General features: G+C 63.0%; 10 protein-coding genes and 1 pseudogene. 7 read left to right on the top strand and 4 right to left on the bottom strand.

All coding sequences use genetic code 11. The features are described from left to right. Positions 1–51 precede the first annotated feature (51 nt). The 5 genes and pseudogenes from DIE02_RS02000 to DIE02_RS01980 all read left to right on the top strand — a co-directional run. Positions 52–861, top strand: a complete 810-nt coding sequence (locus DIE02_RS02000; RefSeq protein ID WP_124528485.1) for a prohibitin family protein — start codon at positions 52–54, stop codon at positions 859–861. 263 nt (positions 862–1,124) lie between these two features. Continuing rightward, positions 1,125–2,138, top strand: coding sequence for a hypothetical protein (locus tag DIE02_RS01995; protein WP_124528811.1), 1,014 nt, complete (start codon positions 1,125–1,127; stop codon positions 2,136–2,138). 533 nt (positions 2,139–2,671) lie between these two features. Continuing rightward, a complete protein-coding gene (locus DIE02_RS01990; RefSeq protein WP_124528809.1) occupies positions 2,672–6,814 on the top strand; it encodes a CheR family methyltransferase in 4,143 nt (1,380 codons plus the stop codon). 205 nt (positions 6,815–7,019) lie between these two features. After that, positions 7,020–8,024: a chemotaxis protein CheB gene (locus tag DIE02_RS01985; protein ID WP_124528483.1), complete on the top strand. Its 1,005-nt coding sequence runs from the start codon at positions 7,020–7,022 to the stop codon at positions 8,022–8,024. A gap of 179 nt (positions 8,025–8,203) precedes the next feature. Next, a pseudogene (locus DIE02_RS01980) lies at positions 8,204–8,359 on the top strand (BON domain-containing protein); the annotation flags it as partial. 49 nt (positions 8,360–8,408) lie between these two features. Here DIE02_RS01980 and DIE02_RS01975 read toward each other — a convergent pair. The 4 genes from DIE02_RS01975 to DIE02_RS01960 form a co-directional block, all read right to left on the bottom strand. Continuing rightward, on the bottom strand, positions 8,409–8,900 hold the full coding sequence (locus DIE02_RS01975; RefSeq protein WP_124528479.1) for a PRC-barrel domain-containing protein: 492 nt from the start codon (positions 8,898–8,900) through the stop codon (positions 8,409–8,411). A gap of 674 nt (positions 8,901–9,574) precedes the next feature. Beyond that, entirely contained in the window at positions 9,575–10,129 is a 555-nt protein-coding gene (locus tag DIE02_RS01970; RefSeq protein WP_124528477.1) for a phasin family protein, read from the bottom strand. A 130-nt stretch (positions 10,130–10,259) separates the two neighbouring features. Continuing rightward, positions 10,260–10,457: a hypothetical protein gene (locus DIE02_RS01965; RefSeq protein WP_044848675.1), complete on the bottom strand. Its 198-nt coding sequence runs from the start codon at positions 10,455–10,457 to the stop codon at positions 10,260–10,262. A gap of 98 nt (positions 10,458–10,555) precedes the next feature. Continuing rightward, entirely contained in the window at positions 10,556–10,945 is a 390-nt protein-coding gene (locus tag DIE02_RS01960) for a hypothetical protein (protein ID WP_124528475.1), read from the bottom strand. 703 nt (positions 10,946–11,648) lie between these two features. Here DIE02_RS01960 and DIE02_RS01955 point away from each other — a divergent pair. Together DIE02_RS01955 and DIE02_RS01950 are read left to right on the top strand one after the other, a co-directional pair. Continuing rightward, positions 11,649–15,734, top strand: a complete 4,086-nt coding sequence (locus tag DIE02_RS01955; RefSeq protein WP_124528473.1) for a CheR family methyltransferase — start codon at positions 11,649–11,651, stop codon at positions 15,732–15,734. A 21-nt stretch (positions 15,735–15,755) separates the two neighbouring features. Further along, positions 15,756–16,352: a recombinase family protein gene (locus DIE02_RS01950; RefSeq protein ID WP_124528471.1), complete on the top strand. Its 597-nt coding sequence runs from the start codon at positions 15,756–15,758 to the stop codon at positions 16,350–16,352. Positions 16,353–16,507 lie beyond the last annotated feature (155 nt).

Below are 16,507 nucleotides of genomic sequence, written 5' to 3'. Positions count from 1 at the left end.
GGAAAAAAGGTGTCCACACCTACACCTCCAAAACTTGATGCGATAACAAAAATGATCAATCTTGCCAACTCTCGTGGGATGGGCATCGCTGTCGGGGTCGTTGTCGCACTGGCGCTCGTCACTGGTGGCTTCGTGATCGTCGGCCCTGGACAGCGCGGGGTGCTCATGACGTGGGGAGCCGTGGAACCCGGGGTGCTGGATCCCGGCTTTCATCTGAAGATCCCATTCGCGCAGTCGGTCGCCAAAATGGACGTTCAGGTGCAAAATTCGCAGGCTGCGGAGACTGCGGCGAGCCTCGATCTACAGGATGTCGCAACGACGGTGGCGACGAACTGGCACATTCTGCCGGCCGATGCGGAGTGGGTATACCAGCACATCGGAAACGAGGCCGCCCTGATCGACAAGATAATCAAGCCGGCCATCAGCAATTCCGTGAAAGCGGTGACCGCTCATTACAACGCGGAAGATTTGATTACGCACCGTGACCGCGTACGAAGAGAAATCGAGACTCAGATCACGGGCGAGCTCAAGCCATACCGACTCGTAGTCGACTCGGTAAACATCACCGATTTCCATTTCAGCACGCAGTTCGTACAGGCAATCGAGCAGAAGCAGGTTGCTCAGCAGCGTGCTCAGCAGGCGCAATACGAATTGCAGAAGGCCAAGGTCCTTGCAGATCAAAAGATTGTCGAGGCACGCGCGCAGGCCGAAGCGCAAAAACTTCTTCAGCAGACGATAACGCCCGAGATCATTCAGCAGCAGGCAGTCGCCAAATGGGATGGCCATTTGCCGGAGGTGACCTCGAGCAGCGGTGTCCTGCCGATGCTGGGCAATCTTGGTGTGCTGAAAGCGGATCGATAGGGAGGGTTCGCGCCCGATGCGACGGTTGCAGCGGGTTGCGAGTCGCGATTGGCATTTTGCGAAACCTCGCGCAGATGGTGAGCCGGATGGCATGATGGTCGAACCGCAGGCAAGCGCCGCGGACGGCAATCGCCTGGACATGAATGGGAACACCCCGGCCGCGGAAGCGAGTGGGCTCGCCCAGGTTGGGTTGTCCGAGCCCACCTATAATCGCTTTCGACTTGTCCGGGAAATCGAGGTTACCAAGGTCAGGGAGAGTCCAAATGGGACAGTGCCGTCGCAACTATGCGCGCTTCGTCGTCACCAGCTCGATCGCCGGTCTGGTCATTCTGGCAGGCGCGGGCCACGCGCACGCCGAGGACAATCCTGCGAGCTCGCCGGCCGGCTTCAAGCCAGCGGAAAGAAAGATCGACGTCTATGCGGTGTATGGCGACGGACGCGCGACCGAGGGTGGCGACATGCATTGGCGTGCGTACGAAGTCGGCTTCGGCGACGTCCTGAACGACTACTTCTCGGTCTATCTCGCATATCTGAACGAGGGCCATCCGCTGAATCACCACCGCGATGGCTTCGCCGCGCTGGGTTCGTTTCGTTGGCCGCTCGGCAATCGCTTCGCGCTCGAATTGTCGGCCGGGCCGTATTTCAGCATGGACACGACACACGTCGACAATCAGCCGCGCAACGACAAGCGATGGGGGGTGCGTGCGTCTGCAGCGGTGCGGTATTACGTCGTTCCCGACCGCTTCTTCCTCAAGGTGCAGTACAACCACGTGCAGATGATCGGCGGATTCAACTCCGACGCGGTGCTCTTCGGCATCGGCTCGGATTTTGGCGGCGATCCGGGACCGGCGTTTTCGGACGGCAAGACGCAGGTCGGCGTGTGGGCCGGGACGTCGCAGACGAACCGTCCGCAAGTGCCGATCGAAAAGGGCTACATGGTCGAAGTCAAGCGGCCGCTCGGCAATGCGTGGGCCTATTCGGCGAGCTTCATCTACGAGGGCAACAACGGCGTCGCCGGCCGCAGAGGCGTGGCAGCGCAAATCTGGTACGTCGCGCCGATCAGGAGCAAATGGACGCTTTCGGCAGGCGTAGGTCCGTACCTGTCGCGTGATCGGGACGAGGCCTCGAGCACAACGAGGCTCAACGCGTTGCTCAGCGCACAGGTGACGTATCAGGTCACGCCCGATTGGGCGGCGAGCTTGCGCTTCAATCGCGTCGCAACCGGCAACGACAAGGATCAGGACATGTTCATGGTCGGCGTGGCACGCAATTTCTAGCGCTTGTTTTCAAGCGCAGGCGCATTCTGTTCACAGAGCGTTGCTCGACAAGGCAAAGAACCCGGCGGTCAGCGAGCGGTACGGCGGCATGGGCAGCGCGCTCGAGCACGGGTGGCGCCTCGACGTTCCCGCGATGCGAATCGAGACGCATGCCCATGCGCGGGCCGGTGCGCCTGTCGGCAATAGCGTATCGCGGCGCAACGGGACGACCGGCGAATGAATTCGGGGTCAGGGTGCCGGCTCATGGCTCGATCGCCGCGTACAATACGCACGAGCGCCCGTGCAAGGTCTCGCGAGCACGAATAGGCTGCCGAATATCCATCAGGCGCTTGGACGAAACCGGCTTCACCGGTCGATATCGCGAGCCCGTGCGGTCGCCTTCGAGCGCGCTTCCGATAGCCGGCTGCCAACCTGATAGAGTGCATGGCCACGAACAGGCCCGGCCCGTTGCGGAACTGCGCCCCGATCCATGTGACGCCCCAGCGGTTGGCGCCCGACAGGCGACGTCCAGCTACAGCATCAGGAGAAAATCAATGTCACGGCAAGAGCCGACCCATCAGGAGCAGCCACACTCGTCCACCGCGGTGAAGAGCGATCTGCCGTTTCCGGTTGTGGGCATCGGGGCATCCGCTGGCGGCACGACGGCCTTGCAGACCTTCTTCGAGAGCGCGCCGACGGGCATGGACATGGCGTTCGTGGTCATCGTCCATCTGGCACCGGCACAAGTCAGCCATATGGACAACGTCCTGCAGCACACGACGGGTATGCCGGTGCATCAGGTCACGACCACGATAGCGATCGAAAAAAACCATATCTACGTGATCGCGCCCGGCATGCAGCTGGAGATGTCCGACGGTTGCCTTCGCTGTAGCCCGCTGAGCTCCGCCGAAGGTGCCGCGCTCTCGATCGACCACTTTTTCCGGACGTTGGCGGACGCTCACGACTCGCGCGCGATCGGCATCGTGCTGTCCGGTACCGGCTCGGACGGCGCGGCGGGCTTGAGCCGTATCAAGGAGGCGGGCGGCATCACGCTCGCCCAGACGCCGGACGATGCGGAGTACGCGGAGATGCCGCAGCATGCGATCTCGACGGCGCGCGTCGATATCGTGCTGCCGGCAGCCGAGATGCCGCAAAAATTGCTGGACCTCTGGGCGAATGCGCGACGCATCGAGCAACAGACCCTCGAACTCACGCAGATGCAGCAAATCGGCGATCGGCCCGGCGCCAATGATCCCGAACGGGCGCTGTCGGACATCCTGATGCACCTGCGGGTACGCACCGGCCACGATTTCAGGCTGTACAAGCGGGCGACGGTGCTGCGACGTATCGAGCGGCGCATGCAGGTGAACGGCCAGCGCGACATGCTCGCGTACCGCGACTTCCTGCGGACCGCGCCGGACGAGGCCAACGCGCTGCTGGCCGACATGCTGATCGGCGTGACCCAGTTTTTCCGCGATCGCGAGGCCTTCGACTTCCTCGAACGCGAGGTGATCGCCCAGTTGTTCGCGCCGGAATCCGCCGAGGAGCAGGTGCGGGTCTGGGTGGCCGGATGCGCGACGGGGGAAGAGGCGTATTCGATCTCGCTGCTGCTCGCGCGGGCACGCGAGGCGTCGATGTCGAGCCAGGCGATCCAGGTATTTGCGACCGATATCGACGAAGCCGCGATCGTCCGCGCACGCACGGGCTCCTACCCGCTGTCGATCGCGACGGACGTGCCTGCGCCGCTGCTGCAGCGCTACTTCACGCGCGAGGGCGCGCACTACGTGATTGCCAAGGCCGTGCGCGAGCGCATCCTGTTCGCCGCCCACAGCCTGCTGCGCGATCCGCCGTTCTCGCACCTCGACCTGATCTCGTGCCGCAACGTGCTGATCTACCTGGAGCGCGCGGTGCAGCGGCAGATCCTCGAGTTGTTTCATTTCGCGTTGCGTCCGAACGGCTATCTGTTCCTCGGCACCGCGGAATCGGCCGACGCAGCCGACGATCTGTTTACGGTCGTCGACAAGAAGCGGCGGATCTACCAGGCGCGCGTCGTCACGCATCGCGCGAAACCGGTCACGGGCTTCCCGCCGCTTTTCCAGGTCGAATCCGGCGGGGACGAGCGCTCCGCGCCTCAACCGCCGATGCGGGTTCCGGCCAGCCCGGCCCAGCGCAACTTCTCCTATTCGGAGCTTCATCAGCGTGCGCTGGAAACCTATTCACCGCCGAGCGTCATCATCGACAAGGAATCCAACGTGGTTCACCTGTCGGACAACGCCGGGCGATTCCTGCGGCATGTCGGCGGGGAGCTGTCCAGCAACATCATGACGCTGGTGCTGCCGGACCTGCGGCTCGACTTGCGCACGGCCATTTTCCGCGCGCTGCAAACGGGCACGAGCGTCGAGGCGCGGCGCGTCAAGTGGACGCACGAGGCCCGCGTGTCGTGGATCAACATGACGGTCAGGCCGTTTCACGACAAGGTCGCCAATTCGGAATTCCTGCTGATCGTGTTCGACGAGGTGGCCGGCCGCATGACCGAGGAGGATCAGGCGGAAGCGAGCGGACAGGATCCGGTGCTCGCGCAGCTCGAACAGGAGTTGCAGCACAGCCGCGAGCAACTGGCGACGATCATCGAGCAGTATGAAACGTCGGTCGAGGAGCTGAAGGCGTCGAACGAGGAGCTGCAGGCGATCAACGAGGAACTGCGCTCGACGAGCGAGGAGCTCGAAAGCAGCAAGGAAGAACTGCAGTCGGTCAACGAAGAGCTGACCACGGCGAACGCCGAGATGCAGGCGCGCATCGAGGACACGGCAAAGGCGAACGACGACCTTCACAACATCATCGCGTCGAGCGAAATCGCCACCGTCTTCGTCGACAAGGAGATCCGCGTCAAGCGCTTCACGCCGAACGCGACGGCGATCTTCAACCTGATCGATACGGACCTCGGCCGGTCGCTGTTCCATATTACGCACGCGCTGCGATATCCGACGCTCGCGGACGACGTCCGCCAGTCGTTCCAGTCGCTGCGCCTGATCGAACGCGAAATCGAGAGCGAGACGGGACGGTGGTACCTGATGCGGCTGTTGCCTTATCGCACCGCGGACGATCACATCGACGGCGCCGTCATTACGCTCATCGACATCACCGACCGGCATCACGCGGAAGAAGCGGCACGCGCGGGCGAGCAACGCCTGCGGCTGGTCGCGCAGTCGACCAAGGACTACGCGATCATCATCCAGGACAACAACGGATCGATCGTCAGCTGGAATGCCGGCGCCGAACGCATCTTCGGCTATACGGAGGACGAGATGATCGGTCAGGACGTGGAGCTGATCTACGAACCGAACGACCGGCAGGCGCTCGTGCCGGCGCGCGAGCGCGACATCGCGACCCGGGAAGGGCGCGCGGACGACGAGCGCTGGCACCGCACCAAGGACGGGCGCCGCATCTTCTGCAGCGGCGTCGTCACGCCGATTTCGGACACCTCGTTCAGCGGGTTCGCGAAGATCGTTCGCGATCTGACGTCGCGCAAGCAGAGCGAGGATGCGAACCGGGAAGCGCTCGCGCGGGAACAGGCCGCACGCGAGCAGGCCCTGAGCTCGAACCAGCTGAAGGACGAGTTCATTGCGGTGCTGTCGCATGAGCTGCGACATCCGCTCAACCTGATCGGCGTCAAGTCGGAGATGCTGCCGCGCCTTCCCGAGACGCGCGACATTCCCGCCGTGCGCGAGGCGGCCGATTCGATCCGCCAGGCCGTACGCGCGCAGGCACAGATCATCGACGACCTGCTCGACCTGTCGCGCATCCAGACCGGAAAGCTGGCACTCGACGTATCGCGGGTCGACCTGACGGCCATCTTGCGCACGATCGCGGATACGTGCGAGGCCGACGCGCACGCGCGCGGGCTGGTTCTGAAAACGGAGTTGCCGGCCGGTCCGGCCATCGCGCTCGCCGATCCGGTGAGATGCGAGCAGATATTCTGGAACCTGATGTCCAATGCGCTGAAGTTCACGCCGCCGCATGGGCAGATCGTGGTGCAGTTGACGCACGAAGGGCGGATGCTGCGTGTCGACGTCGTCGACAACGGCCAGGGCATCGATCGCGAGATGCTTCCGCATGTATTCGACATGTTTCGGCAGGCGCCGCGCGACAGGGCTCGCGGTGGCCTCGGCATCGGTCTGGCGCTCGTGCGGCAACTCGTCGAGATGCACGGCGGCCGGATTTCGGCGGCTTCCGATGGTCAGGGACAAGGCACGCGGATGACGGTATGGCTGCCGGCCGCGGCGGACGAGCGCGCGGTGTCCACCACCGGCGGTGACGTGTCGGAGCGGAGCATCGCCGGCCTGCGCGTGCTGCTCGTCGAGGATGACCAGGAGACGGCGCTGTCGCTCACTGCGCTGCTGGAGTTGGCGGGCGCGGTGGTCAGCATCGCCGAAACCGCCGCCTCGGCGCTCGAGATCCTGCCGACGACACCGATCGACGCGATCGTGTCCGACATCGGGCTCCCGGACATGGACGGCTACGAGTTGCTTCGCCGGATCAAGGCCGACCCCCGGTGGGCGAACCTGAAGGTCGTCGCGTTGACCGGCCGTAACCGCCAGGACGACGTCGACGCTGCCGCACACGCCGGATTCGATGCGCATCTCGCCAAACCGCTGGATTTCGGGATGCTGCTTGCCGCATTGACCGACCTTCAGTGAAGTCGCGGGCCTGTCCAATGCGCGTGTGACGGGATGGCAGCGGGCGACGGTCCGCTGTCGTCCATCTGCATGCATTCGTCCGCGCGTCGAGGCCGTCGATTCGAGCGTCGGTCGGCGCTTCGTACCGCCTGCTCGTACGTGGTTCATTCGGCGGCATCCCGTATCGGGCACCAATCTTGCTGCACCATCCGCATAGGAGGGTGCCATGAACCACCGAGACATTGTTGTCATCGCCTCGTCACGCGGTGGCCTCGCGGTGCTCAGGACGCTGGTCGCGGGTGTGGCCGCGGATCTCCCGGTGCCGATTTGCATCGTGCAGCACATCGGCCGGCATCGGACGATCCTGCCGGAGCTGCTGACGCGATGGGGTCCCTTGCTGGCAAGCCAGGCGATGCATGGGGAACGCCCCCAGCAGGGAAGGATTTACATCGCGCCGCCGGATCGGCACATGATCCTACGCGGCGGGATCTTCTTGTTGCTCGATACCGCTGCCGAAAACTACACCCGTCCGGCCGCCGATCCGCTGTTTCGATCGGCGGCACGTGAATACGGCGCCGGGGTGGTCGGCGTGGTGCTCAGCGGCGATCTGGACGACGGCGCAGCCGGACTGGCCGCAATCCGGGCCCGCGACGGCTACGGGATCGTTCAGGACCCCGATGAGTGCGACGCGCCTTCCATGCCGCGCAGCGCGCTTGCCGCGGCGGGCGCCGATGCGATCGCCCGGGCCGATGAACTGCCGCGGACCATTCATGCAGCGGTCTACGGTGCACGTGTGGAGGAGAAGGACAAGATGGCAGAGTTGCGCGATCTGGACGAAGAGGCCCGGCTTGCGGAGCGCGGCCTCGTGACGCCACAGCTTCTTGATGCGATCGGCGAACGCTCCGCGCTCACATGCCCCAGTTGCCACGGCGTGTTGTGGCGCATGAGTGACGATCGCCCGTTGCGCTATCGGTGCCATACCGGGCACGCGTTCTCCGTGCTTTCGCTGGAGGACGCGCAGGCGCAGAAAGCGGAAGACACGATATGGGCGGCGATCCGGGCGGTTCACGAGCGCATGATCTTTGCGCTCGAGCGCCAGAAATGGGCCCGACAGAGCGGCAACGCCGAGGACGTTGCAATCGAGCAGGCCCGCATCGATGAGAACGAGCAACTCGCGGAGGTCCTGCGCAATGCCGTGGGGGCGACGATCCACCGGAGCGAAACGCAGTAAGCGGACGCTGACTGGAAACGCGGCAGACGACGTGTGTTTCAGGGTGGCCTTGATTTCCGTTCAGTTTTCCGATGAGAGCGATCTCGACCGCATGCGGTCTTGCGAACTGCCCCAATAGACATCGGTTTTAGATCAAACGGTTGTTGTCTGGATGGCAACGCGGGGGCAAGGACAACGTGTCGTCAGGCGATATCCACGTGAAGACGCGCCACGGCGACGTCGTGCTGACGGGCAGTGTGCCGGACCTGCAGCAGCGCATGCTCGCCGTCAATACGGTGAAGCAGGTCGATGGCGTGCAGCACGCCCACGACCGGCTCACGATCCGGCCCAGATGACGGCGCACGTTTCCATGCTGCTCTCCTGCGACGATGCAACCGCCGCGTGTCAGCGCTGGCGTCCGTCGTGCCCAGGAACATTCGGCGCCAGCTCGTCTTCAGGCATATCGGACCCGAACTCGTCATCGACGCTCCAGTGAGGCACGCTGCTGTAGTAGTCGCGGATCGGTCCGGCCCATTGCGGATCGACCAGAGCCGGCCAGTGGTCCTTGTCGAATCCCGGTGCGCTGCGAACCTGTTCGATTGATACCGACAACACGAAGCACTTGTGTGCAGCGTCAAGCGTGAGCTCGTTCCATGGAATTGCGAGCAGCTTGTCGCCAATCCCGAGCAGGCCGCCGCTCGACAGCACCGCATAGGCGACTCGACCGGAGCCGACATCGAGCATGATCGCCTTGATCCTGCCGGCGTGGTCGCCGTCCGCGGTGAGCACTTTGTCGCCTTCGAGCGTACTGGCGGCCATGAAGTCGGGGCCAGGGCCGCGCGCAGTTTCACGTTCCTTGCGAATGATGCGGGTTCTGTGGTGGTCGGTGGTGTTCATGGTGATCCTACTGGCTGGCGCGAATGTCGACTGTGTCGGGCAGCGTTTCGCGCGGGTGAGTTTCCAAATCGGCGGGACGCGTCGCGCATCGTCGACATGCTGCTCCGAACGATACGCATGCGTGCCGCCGTGATACGCCTGCGGCGGCGTCGAATGTATGGCGCGCCGGCCCAAGGTCAACGCGTCGTCGCCGGCGTGGTGGGGTTTGGTCGTGTCGGATGCTCCTTCGGGGCACGCGTTCGCCAGCGCAACGGACGTTCCCGCGGCGGCGTGGCTATGCCGCTTGCGGCAGCCCCTCGCATCACATCACGACGCATCACATCACGACGCCAGCGCCGCGGGCGGCCGGGGGAGCGAGCCTGCGGGCCGCGACATGGCAACGCCGTGCAACGCCCGCAACGGCGGCGTCGACAATGCAGGAGGGCGCTACGACTTGGCCGAAACCGACACATCCGGTCCACTACGAAGTCAACGTTCGCGGCGGTGGATTCGATACGGCGAGGGACCGTTTTCAGGTTTGGAAGCACGAGCCGCCGGTTTCGCGGCCCGACAGGCTGATGTTCGAGGGCAAGAGGGAGGTGCGATGGCTCGGGAATGCCGGCTTCGACGATACCGAAGCCGTGTCCGCTTGGTCGAGTGATGTGCGGCGACAGGCTGCGGCACTGCCGGCCAAATTATCGTTTCGCCGCGCGCTGCTCCTGCTCGATCGCGCGCCTGGCGCTCTTCGACACCGCGGCCGCCGCCACATCGACGGTGCTTTGCGCGACTTCGACCGCCTGCTGCCCGGTTTTCCCTAGCGTCAGATAAAACTCGTTGGCGGCATCGATCGCGGAGTTCAAGGCAGCCACAGCCGCCTCGGAGCCGCTCGGCGCGTGTTTCGTCGCGTTTTCCACGAAGGTCTGGACACGACGAACATACGTGTCGCTTCCCTCCTGCGCGGCCTTGAGCATCGACGTCTGGGCGGACGACACGATTCCCCAGAACTCGCTGCTGTAGGACTGAACGTTCTCGGCCATCGGCGCGACGGTCGCACTCTGGATCGCCAACCAGTCTTGCGGCTTGACGATCGCGTTCTGTCCCATCTCCAGCGCGCTCTTCAGCGTCGACCGCGTGAAGCGCGCGTTGAGTTCAGCCAGTTTCCCGACACCATCGACCATCGTGCCGGCCAGATCGAAAAAAGTGTCGAGATTGGCGCGCTGCGCGCCGGAAACCAATTCATGGGTTTGCATGATCAACAATCTCCTGAATTGAATGAACTACCGTGGATGTTCACCTGCTCGGCGCGCGGACGTTGGCCACGTCACGGCTTTTCGCCTGTCGCGCCCGGCCGCCATGACCCGGTCGGTCAGCGAAGGCTGGTCAATGTGCCCGCATCACTGCACGAAGCAGTAATTCGCCGTCATCCGTCACCGAGGGACGCCGCACGCCGGAAGCGAGCCGCTCGAGTATGACGAGTTGCTGCTCGAGCAGCGTATCGAGTTCCTCGCGTTCCATGTCGATCTGGTCTGGCGACGACTTGATCAGCATGAGCGCCGCCAATTCGTGAGGGCTCAGCATTTTTGTCTCCTGGAATTTGAAATAGGCGTTTTTACCGATCCACTGAGTGTCGGTCGTGACGACCGCAAACCGGGACTACGTCGCGCGCTTTGGCGCGATCATTTTCGCCTGGAGCACGTGACGTGATCCGTGACATCTCCGGCCAGCGTCAGCCGCGGACCTGAGCGTACGCGTGCGAATGGACCGGCCGCGTCACGCGCGCCGCCCGTCCCCGATGCAGGCTCGGCTCCGGGATTCGAGATCACCGTCAAATGAAACGGCGCGACTCTCATTTCGAGATGCGGGTCGCCGAGCATGGCGGCGATGTCGGCGATGCGCATCGGATGGGCGCCGATAACGTCGACCGTCATCGATTCCGTGCGGGTCGTCCGATCGACTTCAACTCTCCAACGACACACTTTCATGCCGTTTTTTGCGAGGCATTGCCAGACCGCGATGACCTTCAGCTTGCCGAAGTCAGCACGAATCGAAAGCCTTTCAACAACCATCGCGATTTCCCTGTAAGGGGGCTCGTCCGAGCCGGGATGAGACCGTACGTAGCATAGGCTAGGGACGGTCGCGAGTACACGACGTAAACATGTCCGTATGTTGAGCATTACGGACAGCTGCGCCGACTGCAGGCAAGAGCGATTCCTCGCTCGTCGATACGTTCGAGCGTGAGAATGCGACGCCTTCGGTTGTCGATAGCGAACAAGGAGAGACGCGGCGGGGCCGGCGACCTTGTCGCGACCCGATGGTCGGCGAGATCGCGCACTGAGCGTGCGGCGCGAAAACTGCGCGTGCTCCCTGTTGTCGCCAACGACATCGATGTGCGAAGCCCGAATCCAATGGATACGTTTCCATCAGGCACATTCATGACCGATTTTCGTTGCGATCTCCCGCGCATCGGAGATTTCAGTTTCGGCAACTGTCTGCGCAGCAGTTTCGGTTATGTGAGATGTATGACGATCGATGTGTTGGGCGTCCCGCGGAAAAAAACACTCGGCGGGGCGGTGCGGCGACCCTGCGTCGCGGCAGGGGGAAGAGGCGGGCGGCGGCCCGGCGCGCGCGGCATGGCGGCATGCGGCAAAAATCTTGCAGTCGCTGCTTCTCGAAGGATAATGGAAGTTTACTGCGCATCTTGGTGCAAGCGGGCCAGGAGCCTGCCTGACCCTGGCCGCGAATACCTATTCTTCCGAAGGATCAGTAGCGATGTCGAAAAGACGCGGCCACACTCTCCCGAGCCAGGCAAATCATCCGATCGTCGGTATCGGCGCATCGGCGGGCGGGTTGAGTGCGCTCCTTGAATTTTTCGAAGCGCTGCCGGCGCGCACGTCAATGGCGTTTGTCGTGGTCGTGCATTTGGCGCCTGATCACGAAAGCAACATGGCTTCGCTGCTGCAGAAGGCAACCAGCATGCCCGTGCTCCAGGTGACGAGCGCCACGCCCATTCAGCCGGATCACGTCTATCTGATCGCACCATCGCTCGCGCTGACGATGGTCGACGACTATTTGCGCGTCGCCCCCAATCAGCCTGAGGAAGGGGGGCGCAAGGCCGCGATCGATCTGTTTTTCCGGACACTGGCGGAAGCCCACCGCGAACGCGCAATCGGCATCGTGCTGTCCGGCGCCGGCTCGGACGGGTCCGTCGGGCTGTCGAGAGTCAAGGAAATGGGCGGCATCACGCTTGCCCAGGACCCGGCGGAAGCGGAATACGACAGCATGCCGTGCAGCGCGATTGCCACCGGCATGGTTGACTTCGTGGCCACCGCGGCGGAGATGCCGCAGCGGCTAATGGACCTGTGGCTGACTGCAAAGGAAATACATCTGCCGGCGGTCGAAAACGAGGAACACCTCTACGATCTGGGCAACGAGGCGGCAGAACGGGCGCTGCGCGAGATCATGATCATCCTGCGCACGCGCACCGCGCACGATTTTCGTCATTACAAGCGGGCGACCGTTCTGCGACGGATCGAGCGCCGCATGCAGGTCAACGGCATTACCGATCTGCAGGCGTACCGCGACCACCTCCACCTGCACCCGGAGGAAACCCAGGCGCTGCTGCAGGACATGCTGATCAGCGTCACGAACTTCTTCCGCGACAAGGAGGCGTTCGACGTGCTGGAGCGGGATGTCCTGCCCGGTATCTTCGACGGGCGAGACGAGCAGGACCGCGTCCGCGTATGGTCGGTCGGGTGCGCCACCGGCGAAGAAGCCTATTCGCTGGCGATGCTGCTGCAGGATCGATCGCTGAAGTCGCCCGAGGGCAATTCGTTCCAGGTCTTCGCGACCGATATCGACGAGCGGGCGATCTCCTTCGCGCGTGCCGGCCTCTATCCCGATTCGATCCTCGCCGACGTGACACCGGGCCGCGTACGCCAGTTTTTTACCAGAGACGCCGCGCACTATCGGGTCAAGAAAGAACTGCGCGAGCACATGCTGTTTGCGCATCACAACGTGTTGAGCGATCCACCGTTCTCGCGGCTCGATCTGATTTGCTGCCGTAACTTGCTGATTTATCTGGATCGAGAAGCCCAGATTGAAATTCTGAAGATGTTTCATTTCGCGCTGCGTCCGGGCGGCGTGCTGTTTCTCGGCAGCTCCGAATCGGCCGACAGCGTCAGTTCGATGTTCACCGTCATCGACAAGCGCAACCGCATCTACCGTGCGAACGTGGCGGTGCGCGGCGATACGCTCGTGCCGGCGTCGATTTCCAGCACCCTGAGCGCACGGCCGATCGTTTCGACGGTGCAGCCGCCGGGACGCCGCCGCCTCTCCTTTGGCGACTTGCATCAGCGTCTCGTCGAGCAACATGCACCGCCCAGCGTGCTCGTCAGCCGCGATTCCGAAATCGTTCACTTGTCCGACCGCGCAGGGCGCTTCCTGCAGTACTCGGGGGGCGAACCGTCTCACAACATCATCGCGGTGGTGCGCCCCGAGCTGCGGCTCGAACTGCGCACCGCGATCTACCAGGCCTTGCACACGAATCGCAGCGTGGAAGCGCGACGTGTGAGGATAGAGCGCGAGGCACGTTCGTATTTCGTCAACATGACGGCGCGTCCCGTGCACGATCCCGAGGCCAATGCGGATTTCGTGCTGGTGTTGTTCGATGAAGTCGAAGACAGCATGAGCGGATCGGAAACATCGACGGCCGACGCGCAAAAAGATCCGATCATCGACCAGCTCGAGCGCGAGTTGCAGCGCACGAAAGAGCAGCTTCAGTCGACCATCGAGCAGTCGGAAACGTCGACGGAAGAGCTGAAGGCCTCCAACGAAGAACTTCAGGCCATCAATGAAGAACTGCGTTCGGCGACAGAGGAGCTCGAAACCAGCAAGGAAGAGCTTCAGTCGATCAACGAGGAATTGACCACCGTCAATGCCGAGCTGAAATCGAAGGTGGAGGAAACCGGCAAGATCAACGACGACTTGCACAACCTGATTGCCGCGAACGACATCGGCACGATCTTCGTCGATCGCAATATCTGCATCAAGCGTTACACGCCGCGTGCGACCGATGTCTTCAGCATCATTCCTTCCGATATCGGACGCTCGTTGCTGGATATCACGCATCGGCTCGAATACCCGAAGCTCGCCGACGATGCAGCGGAGGCGTTCGATTCGCTGCGCGTGATCGAGCGGGAGCTGAAGAGCAACGATGGGCACTGGTATCTCGCGCGCTTCGTTCCCTACCGGACGACGGAGGACCGCATCGACGGCGCGGTGCTGTCGTTCGTCGACATCACGGACCGTCGTCACGCGGAAGACCGGCTGCGCGAAGGCGAACGGCGCATGCGTATCGTGGCCGAGGGCACCAAGGACTACGCGATCATCACGTTCGACGACGACGGCCTCATCACGAGCTGGAATGCCGGTGCGAAGCGGATCTTCGGGTACACGGAAGCGGAAATGATCGGGCAGTCCGCCGATATCCTTTCGACCGAGGAGGACCGTGTCAATGACGTTGCCCGGCGCGAATTCGCGGAGGCTCGACTGAATGGGCGCACCGAGGAGGAGCGCTGGCATCAGCGCAAGGACGGCACGCACTTCTTTGCGAGCGGCGTGCTGGCGCGTCTGGATGAACCGGGTGTGAGCGGATTTGCGAAAATCGCTCGTGACCTGGGGGAATTCGCCGAGTCCGCAACGGCCGCCCGCGCCGCAAAGCCCGAACTCGTACGAGAAGCCAGCGAGCGGGATACCCAGCGGCGGCGCGACGAATTCCTTGCCGTGGTATCCCACGAACTCAAGCATCCGCTCAATCTGATTTCGGCGAGCGCGGAATTGATTGCGCGCGCGCCGGAAACGCGGCAGAACCTGAACCTTTTGCGTGCAACCGACACGATCCGGCGCACCGTGATGGGTCAAGCCCAGATCATCGACGATTTACTCGATATCTCGCGCGTACGGACCGGCAAGCTGTCGGTAGTGCGCACGCCCGTCGACCTGCGCGAGGTCGTCCGTCGTGTCACCGACGCCGTTCGGGCCGAAGCGAACCAGCGCAGCCTCGCGCTCGACGTCACCATGACGGGCTCGCCCGTCATCATCCACGCTGACATCACGCGGATCGAACAGACGGTCTGGAACCTGATCAGCAATGCGCTGAAATTCACGCAGCGCGGTTCGGTGGATGTCTCGCTGCAGGTCAACGAACATGCCGAGGCCGTGCTGCGTGTGGCAGATACCGGCAGCGGCATCGAGCCGTCGCTGTTGCCGCACATCTTCGACATGTTCCAGCAAAGCCGGGACTCGAACGCACGCCGTGCCGGCCTCGGCATCGGCCTTGCGCTGGTCAGGGATCTCGTGAGCCTGCATGGCGGCGCGGTACGGGCGGAATCGGAAGGTGTCGGCCGCGGTGCGACATTCACTATCACGCTCCCGACCCATCGCGCTGTCGCAGTTGCGAGTCCTGGCAGCGGACCCGTGGCGGAATCGTTGCACGGTCTGCATATCCTGATGGTCGATGACGACGCTACAACCGTCGAAACCTTCAAGGTCCTGCTGGAAAGCGATGGCGCGATCGTTCAGACGGCGACCAGCGGAGAAGAGGCGTTGTCCCTGCTCGACGGCCAGATACCGGACCTCGTCCTGTCCGATATCGGCATGCCGGGCATGGGTGGGTTGGCGTTCATCGCGAAGTTGCGCGAAGCGCCGGCGCTCAGATCGGTGACCTGTATCGCGCTCAGCGGCTTTGGCCAGGAGGCCGACGTGAAGGAGGCCACGAATGCCGGCTTCGATGCGCATCTGCTGAAACCGGTGGCACTGGACGACTTGCTGTCCGTTCTTGCGCGTTCGCGTCGTTGATGGCCGCTCCAGGACACCGTCGTGGCTCGCACTTATTTCTACCTCAACAAACCCGTCGATGGTCAGGATCCGGAAAAGGAGTTGTTCGAGCTCGACAAGGCCGGTTACACCGTCGTGCTCAGCCGCACCGCGATCGAACATGTGCACCCGTACGTCGCGGCAGCCGGTCGGCCGGAACTGAAGGGTCTCTTGCGGCGTGTTGCTCCCGGCGATTCTCTGGTGGTACTCGAACTTTCCGCGCTCGGGTGCAGCGCGCGCGATGTACTTTCGACGTTGATGGCATGTCGCGACAAAGGAATTTCCGTCCTGTGCGTCGAGCTCGGCAACGTGGACCTCGCAGGCCGTCCCGAACGGCAAGCGGTCAAAACGCTGCGCGCGATCGTCCAAATGGAAATCGCGACGAGAAGCCAACGCAGCCAGAACGGCCTGAAGTTCGCGCAGGAACGCGGACAGCATACTGGCCGGCCAGCCTCGCTGTCGCGCCACGATCAGGAGCGCGTCATGCGTTCGCTCGACAAAGGCCTGTCGGTCAGCGAGGTCGCACGCAAATTCGGCACCTCGCGTCAAACCGTCATGCGGATACGGGCGTCTTCCGCGACTGCCGCTACGGAAGACTGACGGGTGCGCAAATGTCTTGACTGCTCGGGTACAGTCGGAAGTGCAGTTGACATAATGCTGATGATCGAACTTTTTGATTGTAGTAGCTTTTTAGAAATGTCGTGTTCTGGCTACTTAGAAATGTCGTGTTTTGACCTCGGTATGCTGGCCGGTTC

The organism is Burkholderia sp. Bp8991, from assembly GCF_003853795.1.
Lineage (GTDB): Bacteria > Pseudomonadota > Gammaproteobacteria > Burkholderiales > Burkholderiaceae > Burkholderia.
The sequence above is the reverse complement of the archived record's forward strand: the minus strand, read 5'-3'. Positions and strand labels throughout refer to the sequence as shown.